This window comes from uncultured Bradyrhizobium sp. (assembly GCF_936943645.1).
In the GTDB taxonomy this organism is placed as follows: Bacteria; Pseudomonadota; Alphaproteobacteria; order Rhizobiales; family Xanthobacteraceae; genus Bradyrhizobium.
This window is the reverse complement of sequence record NZ_CAKZJO010000053.1, coordinates 80,772-99,121: the sequence shown is the minus strand read 5'-3', so window position 1 is coordinate 99,121 and position 18,350 is coordinate 80,772. Positions and strand designations below refer to the sequence as shown.

Sequence of the window (18,350 nt, the reverse complement as noted above, 5' to 3'; positions counted from 1 at the left end):
TCCCGGCAACGCTATTCCCGCTAGATTTGTCCGGAACGCAGCCGTCGGAAGCTGCGGGAGTGGAGCAGAGCGGACGCATGTGCGGTGTTTCGGTCAGGCCCAGGTCAGCTGCGGCCGCACTGGCGTGCATCTGCCTGGTCGTCGCCGCGTGCCTCGCGCCCGGGCGCGCGGAGGCCGTCGGGCGTAGCCTGCGCGGCGAGCTCAAGCGCGTGCTGGTGCTGCACTCCTTCGGCCGCGAGTTTCGCCCCTGGAGCGAGTATGCGCGCGACATCAAGGCCGAGCTTGAGCGGCAATCGCCGTGGCCGCTGGATATCCAGGAGCATGCGCTGCTCACGGCGCGCTTCAACAATCCCGGTCCCGAGGCGCCGTTCGTCGAGTATCTGCAGTCGCTCTACCAAGGGGCGATGCCTGATATCGTCTTGAGCATCGGCGCGCCTGCCGCCCGGTTTGCACAGAGATATCGCGCAAGACTGTTTCCCGATACGCCGCTCGTTCTGGCCGCGGTGGAGCGCCGGCTGATTGATCGCGCCGATCTCGGCGAAAACGACGTCGTCGTGGCGATCCGCAACGATTTCGTCGCCGCATTCGACAACATTCTCCAGGTTCTTCCGGACACCAAATCGGTCGCGATCATCATTGGCGCCTCGCCGCTCGAGAAGTTCTGGGTGGAGGAGGTGAAGCGGGAGCTCAAACCTTTCGCCGGGCGTCTGGAGTTCGTCTGGTATTCGGATTTGTCGTTCGATGACATCCTCAAGCGCGCATCGACGCTTCCGCCACACACCGTGCTGTTCTGGGGCCTGATGTCGGTTGATGCGGCCGGCGTCGTGCATGAGAGCGACATCGCGCTGCGCAGCCTGCATGCGGTCGCGAATGCCCCGATCTTCTCCTATCAGGAGCCGTTTTTCGGGAACGGTACGGTCGGCGGGCCGATGCAGTTGATCAAGGACACGAGTTCGCGGACGGTCAGTGCCGCGATCGGTATTCTCGGCGGCGCGAAACCGGGGAGCATCAAATACGAGCCGATCGGCTTCGCGGCGTCGCGATATGACTGGCGGGAATTGCGGCGCTGGGGCATCAGCGAAAGTCGGCTGCCTCCCGACGCCGAGATCATGTTCCGTGAACCGAATATCTGGGAGCGCTATCGCTGGCAGATGTTGTTGATCACGTCGGTCTTCCTGGTTCAGGCGGGCCTCATCAGCGGGCTGTTGCACGAGCGCAGGGGCCGCCGTTTCGCCGAGATCGAGTCGCGCCAGCGCCTTGCCGAGCTTGCCCACGCCAACCGCTATTCGGCCGTCGGCGAACTGACCACCTCGATCGCCCATGAATTGAACCAGCCGCTCGGCTCGATCCTGACCAACGCCGAAACCGCGGAGCTCATGCTGAGGGCAGCTTCACCCGATATCAAGGAGATCCGGCAGATCCTTGCCGACATCAGGCGCGACGATCAGCGGGCGAGCGAGGTGATCCGCAGGCTGCGCAGCGTTCTGAGGAAGACACCGTTCGAGCTCAAGGACATCGAGCTCAACGACATGGTGCGCGAAGCCATCGGTCTTGTGCAGGCTGTCGCCGATGGGCGCCGGATCACGTTGATCTACGTGGCCGCCGTGACCGACCTGCCGGTCAGAGGCGATCCGATCCAGCTTCAGCAGGTCGTTCTCAACCTGATCATCAACGCGATGGATGCGATCTCCGACGCGGACGCTGCCAAGCGCGAGGTCAGCGTCTCGACCTTGCGCGCCGGCAAGGAGGCCGAGATCAAGGTCGGCGACACGGGACCCGGGATCGATGTCTCCGATCTCGCGAACGTCTTCAATCCGTTCTTCACGACCAAGCCGCAAGGCATGGGCATGGGGCTCGCGATCGTCAAGACCATCATCGAGGCCCATCACGGTTCGATTTCGGCCGCGAACCAGCCCGCGGGCGGGGCGTTGTTCACGATCAGGCTCCCGATCGTCCGCTGACCAGGCCTCGCAGGCCGTGGATGCCGAGCTGGTCGAATGGGGCCTTGCTCCCGCACCGCAGCAGTTGCGATCACCTCGTTTCGTTGATCTCGATCAACAAACCTCCGCGTCCCGGCCCGATCGTCCCACGCTGGAAGTCCGAGGGAGGATGTGATGTTCCGCTGCGGCAAGACCCTGATGGCACTTGCGCTCGTGATGGCGACGTCGGTCGTTGCCACGGCGCAGCCCGCAACCCCGCCCGCGCCAACCGCCGAACTCCTGAAGCCGGAGCAACTGGAGGCCCTGGTCGCGCCGATCGCGCTCTATCCCGACGAACTCCTGGCCAACGTGCTCGCGGCCTCAACCTATCCGCTGGAGGTCGTGCAGGCCGACCGCTGGCTGAAGGAGCGCAAGACTTTAAAGGGTGATGCGCTGAAGACGGAAGTCGAGAAGCAGGCCTGGGACGACAGCGTCAAGGCCCTGGCCAGCACCGCCGATGTGTTGACCATGATGAGCGACCAGCTCGAATGGACCAAGAAGCTCGGCGATGCCTTTCTCGCCCAGCAGCCCGACGTGATGGACGCGATCCAGCGCCTGCGCACCAAGGCCTATGACAACAAGAAGCTGGTCACCACCAAGCAGCAGAAGGTCAGCATGCAGGCGCAGGAGGGCAAGCAGGTCGTCGTGATCCAGCAAGCCAATCCTGCCGAGATGTACGTGCCCTATTACGATCCGGCAACGGTTTACGGCGGCTGGCCTTACGCGGAGTATCCGCCCTATTATTGGGGCTACCCATCCTACATCGGTGCAGGCGTGGTTGCGGCGGGCCTCGCTTTCGGCACCGCCTGGGCCATCGGGCGCTGGGGCAATTACTGGGGCGGCGGCTGCAACTGGGGCAACCGCAACGTCTACGTCAATCATCGCACCACCAACATCGGCAATGGCTGGCAGCACAATCCGGCGCATCGTCAGGGCGTGCGCTACAACAACAGCAACGTTCAACAGCGCTTCGGCAACAACAATCTGAAGGCCGGCGTGTCGGACCGGATGGATTTCCGCGGCCGTGACGGCAACCAGGTGCTGCGTCCCAATCAAGGTGCAGGAGACCGAGCAGGAGATCGGGCAGGCGATCGCGCGGGTGACCGTGCTGGTGATCGTGCGGGTGATCGCGCCGGCAATCGCGGCGATCGTCCGGGTGCAGGAGATCGTCCAAGCGCAGGGACGCGGGACCGGCCGGGCGGCGGTGATCGCGCTGGTGCCGGGGATCGCGCCAAGGGCGGCGGCGATCGCGCCAAGGCGGCGAACCGCGCGGGCGGTGGTGCTGCAGCCAACCGCGGCGGCGGCGGCAATCGCGGCGGCGCGATGAACGTCTCCTCCGGCCGGTCGGCGGCCGCGGCATCTGCACGCGGACGCTCCAGCATGGCGAACATGCCGCGCGGCGGTGGCGGTGGACCAAGCATGGTCGGGCGCGGCGGCGGTGGCGGGATGGCAGCGCGTGGCGGCGGCGGCTTCGGGGGAGGCGGCCGTGGCGGCGGTGGCGGTGGCCGACGTTCCGACATCGCGCTGAAGCATGATGTCGTCCTGCTCGGCCATCTCGCAAGCGGCCTCGGCTATTATCGCTTCAGCTATATCGGCAGCGACAAGGCCTATGTCGGCGTCATGGCGCAGGAGGTCGAGCGGGTGATGCCAGGTGCCGTGACGCGCGGCAGCGATGGCTATCTGCGTGTTGACTACGAGAAACTCGGGCTGACATTCCGCACCTACCGCGACTGGCTCGCCAGCGGCGCGAAGATCCCTGCAGAGGTGACGCCATGACCGGCCTGACATCCATCCGCCGCGCAATGTTGCGGGGTCTCATGGCGCTGGCGCTGCTGGGGTCTGCAGCGCAGGCACAGCAATCCTTCAAGACACCCGAGGACGCGGCCGCGGCACTCGCGGCCGCGGTGAAGAGCGGACCCCGCGATATCCTCAAAGTGCTCGGCGGCGCTGCCGACGACATCGTCTCCTCCGGCGACGAGGTCGCGGACAACGACATCCGCCGCCGCTTCACGTCGATGTACGACGCCAGGCACGGCATCAAGACGGAAGGCAACAAGACCGCAACCCTGATGCTCGGGCCTGACGATTTCCCGTTCCCGATCCCGTTGCTCAACACCAAGGCCGGCTGGGAGTTCGACACCGACGAGGGACGGATCGAGGTGCTGCGCCGTCGCATCGGGCGCAACGAGCTCGATGCGATCCAGACCGCGCTCGCCTATGTCGATGCGCAGAACGAATATGCCGACAAGGATCGCGGCGAGGGCGCGGGCGTCTACGCCCAGCGCATCGTCTCGACGCCCGGCAAGAAGGACGGCCTGTTCTGGCGCGACGACAGCGATCCGAGCCCGCTCGGCGCGCTGGCGGCGGAGGCTTCAAAGGAGGGCTACCGTGCAGGCGATGTCGGACCTTCGCCCTATCACGGCTACTATTTCCACATCCTCAGAGGGCAGGGCTCCGATGCGCCCGGCGGCGCGCTCAACTACGTCGTCAAGGGCAAGATGATCGGCGGGTTCGCGCTGATCGCCTGGCCTGCGGAGTATGGCAATTCCGGGGTGATGACGTTCCTCGTCAACCATGCCGGCACCGTCTATCAAAAGGATCTCGGCAAGCGCACGACCTTCATCGCCGAGCGCACCACGCTGTTCGATCCCGACCAGACCTGGAAGAAGGTCGATGCCGCAAAGCCGTGATCGATGCATGCCGAGCTTTCGCCTGATCGCAATGTTGCTGTTGGCGCTTGGACTGGCTGCGCCGGCGACACCGTCCTTTGCGCAGGCGGCCGGTCACGTCCGCGCCAAGATCGTCAAGGGCGGCCTTCTGGTCGGCGGCGGCGCCGGCAGCGGCGTGCTGACCTATCGCGGTCGGTCCTATCCCTTCAGGATTACGGGCATGAGCTTCGGCATCACGGCCGGTGCAACGGTCGGCCGGCTTGACGGCTGGGCCTCGGGCATCCGGGAGGTCAGCGACTTCGCCGGCACCTACAGCTCCGTCGGCGGCGGCTTCGCTTTGATCGGCGGCGTCAACGGCGTCCATCTGCGCAACGAAAAGGGCGTGACGATCGTGATGCAGGGACCGAAAGCAGGGTTGGAGCTTGCGGCCAATGTCAGTCAGATCACGATCTCGCTGAGGTAGCGCGTCAGCGGCAGTTGTCGCCGCAATATGAGCGACAGCAATGAGATGTCGCGCGGAACGTTCCCGACGCGCGCGGTCTTCCGAATATTCCCGCGACATTTTGACCGCATCGATTTGGAATCATCAAACGCGCATTTGAATCGTTCCGGGCATTCGCCCGTCGATCGCTAATGATCGAGGCATTCTAAGTCTCGGCGCGCGCATTTGCGTTGCCGCCACGATGGCGTCTTCCTAAAGAAGCGATGCAGATCGCTTGTATCCGAATGTTGCTGCCAAGACGAAGGCGGCGAATGCGCGTGCACGTCTGCAGAACAATTGATTGACGGGGCATGTGCCGGCCGGACTCGGATGCGAAGAGCTGCTCTTCGGTCCATGACCGTTGCTGGCCAAGTGCGGAGCTGCGTCACGGCGGCTGCGCGCGATTGGTGAAGGATTTGCTGGGAATGCGACGTACGGGTGGGGTTGGGACGGTGGCGCGCGTAGCAGCGGCGCTGCTGGGTGGAGTGGCGTTGCTCACGTGGTTCGAACTGCCTGCGCGATCCCAGACATCGCAAGGCGGAAGCTCTCTTCCACCGGTGACCGTCGAAGCGCCGGCGAAACAATCGGCCCGCCCTGCGCCGGCCAGGCGAAACGACCCCCGGGTCCGATCGACCGCGCGGCGCGCACCGCAAGCTCCAGCGGTCGCGCTGCAATCGCAGGCCGCTGTCGCTGCGCCATTTGCCGGCGGCCAGGTTGCCCAAGGGGCGCGGCTCGGGCTGCTCGGCAACACCAGCACCATGAAATCGCCGTTCAGCGCGACCAGCTACACCGACAAGTTCGTTCGGGATCAGCAAGCGGCAACGGGCGCTGATGCCTTGATCCTCGATCCCTCCGTGCGAAGCTCCCACCCGACGGGCGGTGTGGTGGATTCCTTCAATATTCGCGGATTTCCCATCAATGAAGGCAACAATGGCGAATTCGCCTTCGAGGGGCTTTACGGAATCGCGCCGACCTATCGCATCTTCACCGATTACGTAGAGCGCATCGAAGTGCTCAAGGGGCCCTCGGCTGCGTTGTCGGGCATGGCACCCAACGGTGGCGTCGGCGGTGTCATCAACGTCGTGCCCAAGCGCGCGGAAGAGGATCTGACCCGTCTGACCGCAAGCTACGGCTCGACGGCGCGCTTCGGCGGTCACTGGGATGTTGCGCGGCGTTACGGCGACGGCAAGGAATGGGGCGTCCGCGCCAGCGGGAGCGTCCGCGATGGCAACACACCCATCGATCGCCAGTCCGAAACGACCGGTGTCGGATCGCTCGCTCTCGATTATCGGGGGGAGCGCTTCAGGTCGTGGCTCTATCTCATCGCGCAGACCGATCGGTTCGACGCGCCGCAACGTCCCTTTCTAATGGCCTCCGGTCTGCAGGTGCCGAAGGCGCCGGACGGCAAGCTGAACGTGACCCAATCCTGGGAATGGTCGCGCATCACCGACCAATCCGCCTTGCTGCGGACCGAGTACGATGTCAGCGACCAGGTGACGCTGTTCGCGGATGTCGGCGGCTCCAAGACCAATGTCGAGCGGTTCTTCGGTCTTCCGACGATCGTCAACACGAGCGGCGACACGACCTCGACGCCCCAGTTCTTCGGCCTCAGCGTCGATCGCACCACCTATGATGGCGGTGTCCGCGCCCGTTTCGACACCGGCTTCGTGCATCACGCTCTCGCCGTCCAGGCCTCGGTCTATCGTGACGCCCTGTACCGGCGGCTGACCAACGGCACCTTGGTCACGTCGAACATCTACAATCCCGCTGTTGCGCCGACTCAGTTCGCCAACGAGATCAGCGGCCGTCCGCGGCTCTCTGACAGCGAGCTCACGGGCCTCTCGATCGCCGACACCTTGTCCGTGCTCGACGAGCGCGTGCTGCTGACCCTCGGTGTCCGGCGCCAGGGCATCGAGGCAAACAACTATCTCTCCAATGTCGGAACGCTGACGTCGTCCTATGACAAGAGTGCGGTGACCCCGGTGGTCGGCCTCGTCGTCCGGCCCCTGGAGAATGTCTCCCTGTACGCGAACTATATCGAAGGCCTTGCCCGGGGCGACGTCGCTCCCCAGGCCGCGTCCAATTTCGGCGAAGTGCTGCAGCCCTACGTGGCCAAACAGTACGAGGCTGGCGTCAAGGTGGATTTCGGCCGGATCGCAACCACTTTCAGCGCCTTCGAGATCTCGAAGGCGAGCGGCGAACTCTCCGCCGGACGCTTCGCTGCGACCGGCGAACAACGCGTCCGCGGGCTGGAGTTCAACGTCTACGGCGAGCTCATGCCGGATGTTCGCATCCTCGGAGGCGTGTCTCTGCTCGACGGCACACTGACGAAGACCGCCGTCGCGGCGAATGTGGGCAACACGCCGATCGGCGTGCCGAACGTACAGGCCAATATTGGCGCGGAGTGGGACCTGCCGTGGATGAGGGACCTCACTTTGAACGGAGCCGTGATCTACACGGGCAGGCAGTTCATCGACGCCGCGAACAAGCAGTCGATACCGGAGTGGACGCGGCTCGACCTCGGCGCGCGCTACACCACGGCGATCAACGGCAAGAAGACGGTTTTCCGCGCCAACATCCAGAATGTGACCGGCGAGAGTTACTGGTCCAGCGTGGCTTCGTTCGGAACGTTCTTCCTGGGGGCGCCGCGCACATATCTCCTGTCGATGACCGTGGACATGTGAACCGCCTCCGTCCGGTCGTGAAGGCGTGATCGTGAGAGCGCCGTTGGCGGCAGCGCGCCCGCCGGCTTCTATCCATGTCGAACCGCAGCAGACGATCTTTTGCAGGGATCCCCGCGGGAGGCGTGTGCGGACCGGTCAACTTGGTCGGCTATGTGGGTCGTTGCCTGCCAATAGAGGCGCAGCATCCCGATTTGGCATTGCTCTCCGCTGAACCAAAAATCTTCCATCAAATCAATTATTTGGCGCCTCTTTCGATTAGCCTGCCGGCCGTAGGGTTGAAATTGGCGCGGCTCTTGCCCTTGTCAGTATGAGGGTTCTTGATAAACATCATACTGTGGGATCGGGTGAATGGAGCAGGCGGTGAGGCGCACTTTGCGGGCGGTCGGATCCGGAACAGTCGTGCTGTTCGGAGGGCTGATCGCCGCCAACATCGCCGCCTGGGCGTGGGCCTTCGCGCTGTTCGGCGACCGGCCGACGGTGCTGGCGACCGCGCTGCTCGCCTGGGTGTTCGGCCTCCGCCACGCCGTCGATGCTGACCACATCGCCGCCATCGACAACGTGGTGCGCAAGTTGATGCAGACGGATGGCGCGCCGCACAGCGTCGGCCTCTATTTCGCGCTCGGCCATTCCACCGTCGTCGTGGTCGCGACCCTGTTGCTTGCGCTCGGCGTGGTCGGCCTTGGCGGCGACAGCCTGCTCAAGGAGATCGGCGGTCTCATCGGCACGTCGGTGTCGGCGCTGTTCCTGCTCGCGATCGCGGCCATCAATCTCGTCATCTTCGCCGGGCTGTGGCGGACGTTTCGCGCGGCGCGGGAGCAGGGCGTTCACGACGCCGAAGGGTTGGAACGGCTGCTTGCCAATCGCGGTTTCCTGGCGCGGCTGCTCGGACCGCTGTTCCGCCTGGTCACCAAACCCTGGCATATGTATCCGCTCGGCCTCCTGTTCGGGCTCGGCTTCGACACGGCGACCGAGATCGGCCTGCTCAGCATCTCCGCTACCGAAGCCGCGCGCGGTGCGTCCGTTGCCGATATCCTGGTTTTCCCCGCGCTGTTCGCCGCCGGCATGGCGCTGATCGACACCGCCGATTCCGCGCTGATGGTGAGCGCGTATCGATGGGCCTTCGTCGATCCCCTGCGCAAGCTCTGGTACAATCTCACGATCACCGGCGCCTCGGTGGCGGTTGCGCTGTTCATCGGCGGTATCGAAGCGCTTGGGCTCGCGGCCGATCGGCTCGGCCTGTCCGGCGGCGTGTGGACGCTGGTCGACGGCCTCAACGAGTCGCTCGCCAATGTTGGCTTTGCCGTGATCGCGCTGTTTGCCATCGCCTGGCTCGTCTCGGTGGTGCTCTATCGCCGCATCTTCGAGGGCAGCCGGCATCGGGCCGCAACGAAAGCTCTGGAATGCGCCGATGCAACCGAAGCGGCGTGAGCCCCGTCGTGGCGGCGGCGCGCTGACGTTGCTCTCGGCCACGGTGTTGCTTGCGGATGACGGCAGCGCTTTCGCGCAAAGCAGCAACACCTCGCGTGATTTGCCGCCGATCGAGATCGGTAGCGGCGAAACCTCAGTGCGCAGGAAGCCGGTCGCATCGCGTCATCAAGGCAAGCCGTCTCCGGTCGGCCGTCGGATCTTCGTGTCGCCAGCGACGGCGCAAGGGGAGGATGTGCGCAGCGTCGCATCGGGTGCGAAGAGCCCGCCCAGCATGGCCAGCGAGATCACGGTCTCGGGCGAACAGCTCAACGCACGCCCGTTCACGCGGCCGGGCGAGGCGCTCGAAGCCGTGCCGGGTCTCATCGTGACGCAGCATTCCGGCGAGGGCAAAGCCAACCAGTATTTTCTGCGCGGCTATAATCTCGACCACGGGACCGACCTTGCGATCACCGTCGACGGCGTTCCCGTCAACATGCGCACGCACGCGCACGGCCAGGGCTATGCCGATCTCAATTGGCTGATCCCGGAAACCATCGCCGCGGTGGATGTGCGCAAGGGTCCGTACTTCGCCGACGAAGGCGATTTCGCCTCGGTCGGGAGCGTCCATATCGGTTTGATCGACCGCACCGGAGGGCTGGCGCAGGTGAGCGTCGGCAGCTTCGGCTACCGCCGCCTGCTCGGCATGGATTCGGCGAAGGTCGGTGACGGTTCGCTGCTCGTTGCCGGCGAGATCGGCACCTACAACGGCCCGTGGGACAATCCGGACAATGTGCGCAAGCTCAACGGTCTCTTGCGCTACAGCCAGGGCACCGCGACCGACGGCGTCTCCATCACCGGCATGGCGTATGCCAACTCTTGGAATTCGACCGACCAGGTGCCGCAGCGCGCGATCGCATCCGGCTTTCTCAGCCGCTTCGGCTCGGAAGATCCAAGCGACGGCGGCAACACCAACCGGTTCGCGCTCTCGGGCCGCGTCGCGCAAAGCGACGATCTCGGTGCGTGGAAAGCCAACGCCTATGTCGTGAAGAGCCAGCTCGACCTCTTCAACAATTTTACCTACTACCTCAGCGATCCCGTGCTCGGCGACCAGTTCCACCAGCACGACGACCGCCTGATGGCGGGCGCCAACATCTCGCGCACGCTGAACGGCTCGTTCGCAGGGTTGCCGATGCAGACGACCTTCGGCCTGCAGTCGCGTTATGACGCGATCGATCTCGCGCTCACCAACACCTTCCGTCGTGGCTTTCTTTCTGGCATCCGCAGCGACAAGGCCGGCGAGGGCAGCGTCGGCCTTTACGCCGAGAATACCGTGCGCTGGACCGATTGGCTCAGGACGACGGTGGGGTGGCGTGGCGACTATTATGCCGCCGACGTCACGTCGCAGTTCAACGCCAACAATTCCGGCCGCGCGGACGCCGCGCTCGGCAGCCCAAAATTCAGGATGGTGCTCGGACCATTCCATCAGACCGAGTTCTTCTTCGGCGCCGGCTACGGCATGCATTCGAACGACGCCCGCGGCGCGACCACGACGGAGGACCCCGGCGATCCCGCAACGCGGCTGACGCCGTCGCCGCTGCTGGTTCGGACCAAGGGGGCGGAGGTCGGCGTGCGCAGCAGGATCGTTCCCGGCCTTGACACCTCGCTCAGCTTCTTCATCCTCGACCAGGACTCCGAGATCCTGTTTGCGGGCGATGCCGGTGACACCTCGGCGACCCGCGCCAGCCGCCGTTACGGCTTCGAATGGACCAACCACTACCGTCCCCGGTCATGGATCGACATCGACGCCGATCTTGCCATGACCCATGCGCGCTTCCGCGGCCATGACAGCGCGCAGGCGGACGTCTATGCTTCGCTCGCTGGCTATCCCGAGGCGCAGCTGGGTAGCGCCCCCGGCAACTACATTCCGAACGCGCCGGCGATGGTGGCATCGGCCGGCGTCACGCTGGGCGAGAAGACAGGCTGGTTCGGAGCTTTGCGCTGGCGCTATCTGGCGTCGAGCCCGCTGACGGAAGACAACGCGTTCCGCTCCGCCGCGACCAGCATCTTCAACGGCCGCCTCGGCTACCGCATCGACAATGGCTGGCGCCTTCAGCTCGACGTGTTGAACCTCCTCAACACCAGGGCGAGCCAGATCACCTATGCCTACGGGTCGATGCTCAGGACCGACACGCTCTATAACCTCTGCACGACAGGCACTGCGCCGACCGCAGTCTGCCAGAATGGCGTGATGGACACCGTGTTGCATCCTGTGGAGCCGCTGACGTTCCGGATCACCATCGCCGGGGCGTTCTAGGTTTACCCGAGCCGCGGGTCGCTGCGGGAATCGCGCGTGGTCGCCTCCTAGGTTTGCAGGAGGCCTGTCCGACAACGGACCGACGATGAGCTGTCCTGCGATCGCGCGGATCCACACGCACGCGCTCGCGGATCGCGTTGGACATGATTCGCCGGTGGCGTCCGCGGCTCGCAGCGTCACGATCCCATCTCGCGTCACCTTGCGCGAAAACGAATCCCGTTAGCGGTGGCGGGCAATTCGTCGCGACCGCGCAAGAGTTTGCGCTTCCACAAAGAGTTTTGGATCGAAATAGGTCGATTGTTGCATCGCGGGTGCTCCGACGTGCAATCGCATCCTGTTGATGGAGAGCCGGCCGAGGCGGACGCTTCGGCGGAATTGATCCAGCTCAAAATATGTCGCGATGAATGATCAATAGTCAGGCAGCAAGATCAAACATCAGGGATGAGACGATGATGGCGCCCACTCCGGTTGATCTTGAGATCGCCGCTGAAATACCGGTTTTCAGCGGGCTTGATCCGCAAGCACTTGCGGTCTTGCTGGGGCCTGCCAGCATCTTCAATCTCCGTCCCGGCCATACGCTGTTTCGCCAGGGCGAGCCGGCCCAGGCTTTCTTTGTCGTCCTGGACGGCTGGATCAAGCTGTACCGCGTCACCCCTGCCGGGGACGAGGCCGTGCTCAACGTCGTCACCAGGGGCGAGAGCCTCGCTGAGGCGGTGACATTTACCTCCGGCCGCTATCCCGCTACCGCCAGTGCCGTCACCTCGGCCCGGGTGATGGTCATTCCGGCTGACCACGTCATCGCCTGCATTCGCCAGATGCCGGATGTTGCGATCGCGATGATCGCTTCGACCTCGCAGCATCTGCACCGCATGGTTCAGCAGATCGAACAATTGATGGCGCAGAGCGCGACGCAGCGTGTGGCCGAGTTTCTCGCCTCGCTGGCGCCGCGGACCAAGGGGCCATGCACGATCACGCTACCTTACGACAAATCGTTGATCGCAGGCAGGCTGGGGCTGAAGCCGGAGTCGCTCTCGCGTGTGTTCGCCAAGTTGCGCACGGTGGGTGTCGACGTGCGCGCCTCCAACGTGGTGGTGCGCGACATGGCCCAGCTCTGCAAGCTCGTGGCCTGCGATCGCATCAGTGCCCGCTGCCCCGTGAAACCCCGGATGATGTGCGCGCAGCCGCCGGCGCCGCGCGCGATCCGACCCGAGGCGAAATCGGTGCCGGCTTGATCCTTCTCCAAAGCCCGGCAAACGCCGGCCTTTCTTTTTTACCCTCCGCGCCGGCCTATCCGCGGCGTAGCCCGACCAGTTTCATTCAAACAGGAGACGATGAAATGAAGCGTGTTTTGATCGCATTTGCAGTCGCCGCGGTCTCGAGCAGCGCAGCTTACGCGCAGGACGTGACGGCGGGCGCCACTGCTTTCAAGAAATGCGCCAGCTGCCACGACGTCGGCGCGACCGCCAAGAACAAGGTTGGGCCGGTGCTCAACGGTCTCGACGGCCGCAAATCGGGATCGGTTGCCGGCTACAATTATTCGGATGCCAACAAGAATTCCGGCATCACCTGGGATGAAGCGAGCTTCCTCGACTACATCAAGGATCCGAAGGCCAAGGTGCCCAACACCAAGATGGCCTTCGCCGGCATCAAGAACGAAGCCGAGGCCAAGAATCTCTGGGCCTTCCTCAAGCAGTACGACGGCGAGGGCAAGACCAAGTAAGCTGACTTGTCCAAACTGAGCGCGCGCCTCGTCCTTCGAGACGGCGCTCACGCGCTTTCTCGGCGTGCATCGTCGCTCAGCCGACGATGCCGTCGCGCGGGCCGGCGGCCCAGGTTGAACGATGCCCTGCCGGATCGGTGGCCCAGATCGCCGTGCCGCGCAGCCGGGGCAGCAATGCCTGAATCTCATCCGCCGATGCGATGGAGAGTGCCGTCGACAAGGCGTCGGCCATTGCGGCCGAGCGATGGTGCACGGTGATGGTGCGCCAATGACCCGCGCTGCGGCCGCTGCGCGGATCGAACAGATGGTGTGCCGCGCCATCAGCACCGAGCACGCAGCCCGAGCCTTCTGACGTGGCAAGAGCACCGTCCGCCAGCTGCAGCGGGGCGGCGCCGCTGCGCGCGATCAGCCATGGCGATCCGTCGCGGCGCGGGGCAATCGCCCGCATCTCTCCGAGATCGACCAGGATGTTGGTGAAGCCCATCGCCGCCAGCATGTCCGCCACGCGGTCGGTGACGTAACCCTGGCCAAGACCATTGAGCGTCAGACGCTGGTTGTCGCCGAGGCGAATTGAATCAGGCTCGATCCTGACAGTCCGCCAGTCGACGGCCTGCCGTGCGCGGACGATGAGTGCTTGCGGCGGCAGGCCGGTGTGGCTCCTGTCCGCGAACCAGTCGACATGGGCTTCCCACAGCGCCTGCACGGTCGGGTCGAACAGGCCGTTCGTGACGGCTGCGATCTCGAGCGCCAGCGTCAATGCGCGACGCAGATCGCCGCCCGGCGCGGTGAGCGCGCCGTCGCGATTGAGCCTGCACAGCCCCGATCCGGATCGAAACAGGCTCAGTTCGTTTTCCAGGCGGTCGATCTCCGTCTCGACCAGCGAGGCAATTCCCTTGGCTTTTGCCGGTTCGATATCGTTGAACAGGATGCACGCATCGGCGCACATCGCCGTGCCGCGCCATTCGAAATCGGTCCGGGCCGGACTGGCGGGACCCGCGATGGCGACCGCAGCGGCCGATGCGAAGATCGTGATGGCGCGACGGCGTGTCGGACGATCAGGAAGCATCGCATTTCCTCACGACGGCTTGGAAGGCGCTGGCGGCAACGGCTGACGCCGCTGTGCGCGCTTCTTCAGGTGCAGGCAGACGTCCTGGTCGAAATAATTGGCCTGGCACTTCAGGCAATAGATGCATTCATTGGGGTTGATCTGGCCGAGCGGGTGGATCGCCTGCACGGTGCAGCGCCGTGCGCAGACATGGCATTCCGCGCCGCATTCGCGGTAACGCTTGAGCCATTCGAACATCCGCATCCGGGCGGGGATCGCCAGCGCCGCGCCGAGCGGGCAGAGGTAGCGGCAGTAGAAGCGCTCGACGAACAGGCCCGCGAGCAGCAGCAATCCGGCGTAGACGCCGAATGGCCATTCCCGCAGGAACTTCATGGTGATCGCGGTCTTGAACGGCTCGACCTCCGCGAGCTGGAAGGCGGTCAGGATCGAGCGCAGCGAGATCGCCAGGATGGCGACGAAGACGACATATTTGATCATCCACAGGCGCTCGTGCAGCCCGAACGGGATTTCGATCTGCTTGATGCCGAGCCGGCGCGCAAGCTGATTGGTCAGCTCCTGCAACGTGCCGAACGGGCAGAGCCAGCCGCAGAACACGCCGCGGCCCCAGAACAGCATGCTGAAGGCGACGAAGCTCCAGAGCAGGAACACCAGGGGATCGAGCAGGAAAAGCTCCCAGCGGAAGCCGGAGAGCAGGGCGTGGATGAAGGTCAGGACGTTGACGACCGAGAGCTGCGCGTTGGCGATGAAGCCGAGGAACACCAGCGTCGTGAGCAGATAGGCTGTTCGTAGCCGATAGTAGAACACGCCATGGGCCGTCACGGTGTCCTGGAAGATCAGGATGGCCGCCAGCACCGTCAGCATCGCGCCGAGCACGCCGATCTCGTATCGTCGCGCCCACCAGATCTCTTGCCACACCGTCTGCACCGGAGTGGGGGCGGCCGTCGTCGATGCCGCGGGCGGCTCGGCGGGCGCGGCGATCAGGTAACGCTCGGGAATGCGATAGTCGAGCGAGACCAATGCGGGACCGCTCGGCGCGGCGCCGGCGCCGAGATCGACGTCGAGCCGGAACGGCTTGGTCGAGTCGAAGCCGCTCGCTTGCGGGATGCGAAACACCGCGATCTCGCGCAGCTCCGGCGCGCCGGCTGCGTGCAGCGACTCCACCGCCGTATGATCGGCGGGCTTGAGACGCAGCGTTCGCGAGCCCTGGACGATCTCGATCCGGGTAAAGGTCCCGGCCTGGCGCCACTCCGTGCCCTTGAACGAATAGAGTCCGGATGCGCCGATCAGGAGCAGATCGTCCTCGGGGCCGATCTTCGCCGTCTCGCTCTCGTAAATGCGCTGGCCGAGCAGGCTCTCGCCGATCGGCGGCGGGGTGGCGAGCGCCATCCAGAGATCGATGAAGGCCTTGTCGGGTTCGTTGTCGCGCGTGCCGAGCAGCTTTGCCGCTTCGCCGCGACTCACGAGCCGCCTCTGCACGGCGCCCTCCGCGAGCAGCGAAGACCAGGACAGACGGCGCAGCGTTTCACGGTCGAGCCGTGCCGCCCGCTCCGGCCTGCTTGTCCGGCTGCGCAGCACGGCGCGCGCCGAGCGCACGATCGCATCGCGAATCACGGTGCTCGTGATGGTCGCGCCGGCGACGGCGTGCGGGCCGCGCGCGGACTCACCGGCGGATGTGAGCGTGGTGCCGCCGCGCACGTCGAAGCCGCGGAAACTGGCGACATAGGCGGCGAGCGCGTCGCGGGGAATTCCGATCACGAGGATCGGTTCTTCATGCGCGACGATCTCGGCGCCGGCGACAATGCCGTCGGGCGTCACCGCCGCGACGATATCGAGCGGCCGGCCCGCATAGCCGACGGAGCCCGAGACATCGAGGCTTGAAAAGGCGTAGCCGAGCACGCGTCCGTCCGCAGCCCGCACCAAAGCTGCCGGAGGCTTGCCATCGGCACGGTCGATCGTGACGGGCTCGGAGAAGAACTTGGCGGCGATGCCGAGGTCGGCTGCGTGTGCGCTGCAAAACATCACGGAGAGCGCCGCCAGTGCGGACAGGACATGCCGTACAGCGGCGGAGATGATTCCAGACGATCGCATGCGACGGATCAGGCAGCGTTACGGGGCTAGCGCATTGAGGTGGATCAATGTTGCGATTAACCGCGGTCAAGGAGAATTCCTCGAAATCCCTGCATAAGGCCTCATCGGATTCTCATGCTGGAGGAATGTAATGCGAGGCCGAGCTTCTCTATTTCCAAGACTTGCGGGCGGCGTTGCCGCAGCGAGTCTTTTGCTTCTGAGTGCGACGACCGCCGGCTACGCGCAGCAGCAGGCGCCGAAACCTGCCGATGTCGAGCAGCACAAGACGACGCCGGGCGGCCAATACCAGCCGAGCATGGACGTTCTCGGCAAGGGCGCGACCGAGCAGCCCGGCACCAAGCCGGGCGATCCCAACCTCACCAAGGCCGAGTTCGACAAGGCCAACCAGATCTATTTCGAGCGTTGCGCGGGTTGCCACGGCGTGCTGCGCAAGGGCGCGACCGGCAAGCCGCTGACACCCGATCTCACCAAGAAGCTCGGCTTCGACTATCTGCGTGACTTCATCACCTATGGCTCGCCCGGCGGCATGCCGAACTGGGGCACCTCGGGCCAGCTCGAGGCGGCTGACATCGACCTGATGGCCCGCTACCTCCTGAACACCCCGGCGCAGCCGCCGGAGTTCGGCATGAAGGAGATCAAGGAGAGCTGGAAGGTCCTGGTTCCGGTCGCGCAGCGGCCGACCAAGAAGATGAACAAGCTCGACATCGACAATCTGTTCTCGGTGACGCTGCGTGACGCCGGCGAAATCGCGCTGATCGACGGCAACACCAAGAAGATCGAGCACGTCCTGAAGTCCGGCTATGCCGTGCACATCTCGCGCATGTCGGCATCGGGGCGCTACCTCTACATCATCGGGCGCGACTCCAAGCTCAACCTGATCGATCTCTGGATGGACCCGCCGCAGACGGTCGCCGAGCTCAAGATCGGCACCGAGGCGCGCTCGGTCGAAACCTCGAAGTTCAAGGGCTATGAGGACAAGTTTGCGATCGCCGGAGCCTACTGGCCGCCGCAATACGTGCTGATGGACGGCGCCACGCTCGAGCCGTTCAAGGTGGTCTCGACCCGCGGCATGACCGAGGATACGCAGGAGTATCACCCGGAGCCGCGCGTGGCCTCCATCGTGGCCTCGCACTTCAAGCCGGAGTTCGTCGTCAACGTGAAGGAGACCGGCCAGGTCCTGCTCGTCAACTATCAGGATCTCAAGAACCTGAAGGTGACGTCGATCGAGGCCGAGCGCTTCCTGCATGACGGCGGCTTCGACAAGACCGGGCGCTACTTCCTGGTCGCGGCGAACGCCCGCCACAAGGTCGCGATCGTCGATACCAAGGAGGACAAGCTGGTCGGCGTCGTCGAAACCGGCGGCCAGACCCCGCATCCCGGACGCGGTGCCAATCTCGAGCATCCGAAGTTCGGGCCGGTGTGGGCGACGAGCCATCTCGGCAGCGAGCAGATCTCCTTCATCGGCACCGATCCCGAGAAGCACAAGCAGTTCGCCTGGAAGGTCGTGCAGACGGTCGACGGGCAGGGCGGCGGATCGCTCTTCATCAAGACGCATCCGAAGTCGGAGAACCTCTACGTCGACACGCCCCTGAACACGGACGCCGAGATCTCCTCGTCGGTCGCGGTGTTCAAGATCAAGGACCTCGCCAAGGAGAAGCCGACCTACAAGGTGCTGCCGATCGGTCAATGGTCCGGCATCTCGGAAGGCGCCCGTCGCGTGGTGCAAGGCGAGTACAACAAGGACGGCACGGAGATCTGGTTCTCCGTCTGGAACAACAAGGCGCAGGACTCGGCGATCGTGGTCGTCGACGACAAGACCTTGACCTTGAAGACGGTCATTCGTGACCGGCGACTGGTCACCCCGACCGGCAAGTTCAATGTCTTCAACACGCGTAACGACGTCTACTGACAAGCATGGACTGGTGCGGCGAGCGATCGCCGC

Annotated in this window: 12 protein-coding genes; 10 read left to right on the top strand and 2 right to left on the bottom strand. The window is 64.7% G+C overall.

What is annotated here, in order from left to right; translation table 11 throughout:
- Positions 1-77: 77 nt before the first annotated feature.
- From Q0743_RS12455 to Q0743_RS12415, 9 genes are all read left to right on the top strand, one after another.
- Positions 78-1,961, top strand: a complete 1,884-nt coding sequence (locus Q0743_RS12455; RefSeq protein ID WP_298241817.1) for an ATP-binding protein — start codon at positions 78-80, stop codon at positions 1,959-1,961.
- A gap of 153 nt (positions 1,962-2,114) precedes the next feature.
- Entirely contained in the window at positions 2,115-3,755 is a 1,641-nt protein-coding gene (locus Q0743_RS12450) for a DUF3300 domain-containing protein (RefSeq protein ID WP_298241816.1), read from the top strand.
- Entirely contained in the window at positions 3,752-4,669 is a 918-nt protein-coding gene (locus Q0743_RS12445; protein ID WP_298241815.1) for a DUF2950 domain-containing protein, read from the top strand. Before Q0743_RS12450 ends, Q0743_RS12445 begins: the two co-directional genes overlap by 4 nt.
- Positions 4,653-5,111 carry a hypothetical protein gene (locus Q0743_RS12440; protein ID WP_298241814.1) on the top strand — a complete coding sequence of 153 codons (459 nt, stop codon included), beginning with the start codon at positions 4,653-4,655 and terminating at the stop codon, positions 5,109-5,111. The genes Q0743_RS12445 and Q0743_RS12440 overlap by 17 nt, the downstream gene beginning before the upstream one ends.
- A 443-nt stretch (positions 5,112-5,554) precedes the next feature.
- Positions 5,555-7,813: a TonB-dependent siderophore receptor gene (locus Q0743_RS12435; RefSeq protein ID WP_298241813.1), complete on the top strand. Its 2,259-nt coding sequence runs from the start codon at positions 5,555-5,557 to the stop codon at positions 7,811-7,813.
- 348 nt (positions 7,814-8,161) lie between these two features.
- Positions 8,162-9,241 (top strand): HoxN/HupN/NixA family nickel/cobalt transporter, encoded by a 1,080-nt coding sequence (locus tag Q0743_RS12430; protein ID WP_298241812.1) that lies wholly within the window; start codon positions 8,162-8,164, stop codon positions 9,239-9,241.
- Positions 9,222-11,534, top strand: coding sequence for a TonB-dependent receptor (locus tag Q0743_RS12425; RefSeq protein WP_298241811.1), 2,313 nt, complete (start codon positions 9,222-9,224; stop codon positions 11,532-11,534). Before Q0743_RS12430 ends, Q0743_RS12425 begins: the two co-directional genes overlap by 20 nt.
- 449 nt (positions 11,535-11,983) lie before the next feature.
- On the top strand, positions 11,984-12,766 hold the full coding sequence (locus Q0743_RS12420; protein ID WP_298241810.1) for a Crp/Fnr family transcriptional regulator: 783 nt from the start codon (positions 11,984-11,986) through the stop codon (positions 12,764-12,766).
- 104 nt (positions 12,767-12,870) lie between these two features.
- Positions 12,871-13,254, top strand: coding sequence for a cytochrome c family protein (locus Q0743_RS12415; RefSeq protein ID WP_298241809.1), 384 nt, complete (start codon positions 12,871-12,873; stop codon positions 13,252-13,254).
- Positions 13,255-13,330: 76 nt separating this feature from the next.
- Here Q0743_RS12415 and Q0743_RS12410 read toward each other — a convergent pair whose 3' ends face one another.
- Positions 13,331-14,320, bottom strand: coding sequence for an FAD:protein FMN transferase (locus Q0743_RS12410; RefSeq protein WP_298241808.1), 990 nt, complete (start codon positions 14,318-14,320; stop codon positions 13,331-13,333).
- 9 nt (positions 14,321-14,329) lie between these two features.
- Positions 14,330-16,408 (bottom strand): NosR/NirI family protein, encoded by a 2,079-nt coding sequence (locus Q0743_RS12405; RefSeq protein WP_298241807.1) that lies wholly within the window; start codon positions 16,406-16,408, stop codon positions 14,330-14,332.
- 190 nt (positions 16,409-16,598) lie between these two features.
- Here Q0743_RS12405 and Q0743_RS12400 point away from each other — a divergent pair, with 190 nt between their 5' ends.
- On the top strand, positions 16,599-18,317 hold the full coding sequence (locus Q0743_RS12400) for a nitrite reductase (protein ID WP_298241806.1): 1,719 nt from the start codon (positions 16,599-16,601) through the stop codon (positions 18,315-18,317).
- The last annotated feature ends 33 nt before the right edge of the window (positions 18,318-18,350 follow it).

Bases quoted from the DNA above. Each gene is read 5' to 3' on its own strand.
- Q0743_RS12455 (WP_298241817.1), top strand. From the start codon at position 78: ATGTGCGGTGTTTCGGTCAGGCCCAGGTCAGCTGCGGCCGCACTGGCG.
- Q0743_RS12450 (WP_298241816.1), top strand. From the start codon at position 2,115: ATGTTCCGCTGCGGCAAGACCCTGATGGCACTTGCGCTCGTGATGGCG.
- Q0743_RS12445 (WP_298241815.1), top strand. From the start codon at position 3,752: ATGACCGGCCTGACATCCATCCGCCGCGCAATGTTGCGGGGTCTCATG.
- Q0743_RS12440 (WP_298241814.1), top strand. From the start codon at position 4,653: ATGCCGCAAAGCCGTGATCGATGCATGCCGAGCTTTCGCCTGATCGCA.
- Q0743_RS12435 (WP_298241813.1), top strand. From the start codon at position 5,555: ATGCGACGTACGGGTGGGGTTGGGACGGTGGCGCGCGTAGCAGCGGCG.
- Q0743_RS12430 (WP_298241812.1), top strand. From the start codon at position 8,162: ATGGAGCAGGCGGTGAGGCGCACTTTGCGGGCGGTCGGATCCGGAACA.
- Q0743_RS12425 (WP_298241811.1), top strand. From the start codon at position 9,222: ATGCAACCGAAGCGGCGTGAGCCCCGTCGTGGCGGCGGCGCGCTGACG.
- Q0743_RS12420 (WP_298241810.1), top strand. From the start codon at position 11,984: ATGATGGCGCCCACTCCGGTTGATCTTGAGATCGCCGCTGAAATACCG.
- Q0743_RS12415 (WP_298241809.1), top strand. From the start codon at position 12,871: ATGAAGCGTGTTTTGATCGCATTTGCAGTCGCCGCGGTCTCGAGCAGC.
- Q0743_RS12410 (WP_298241808.1), bottom strand. From the start codon at position 14,320: ATGCTTCCTGATCGTCCGACACGCCGTCGCGCCATCACGATCTTCGCA.
- Q0743_RS12405 (WP_298241807.1), bottom strand. From the start codon at position 16,408: ATGCGATCGTCTGGAATCATCTCCGCCGCTGTACGGCATGTCCTGTCC.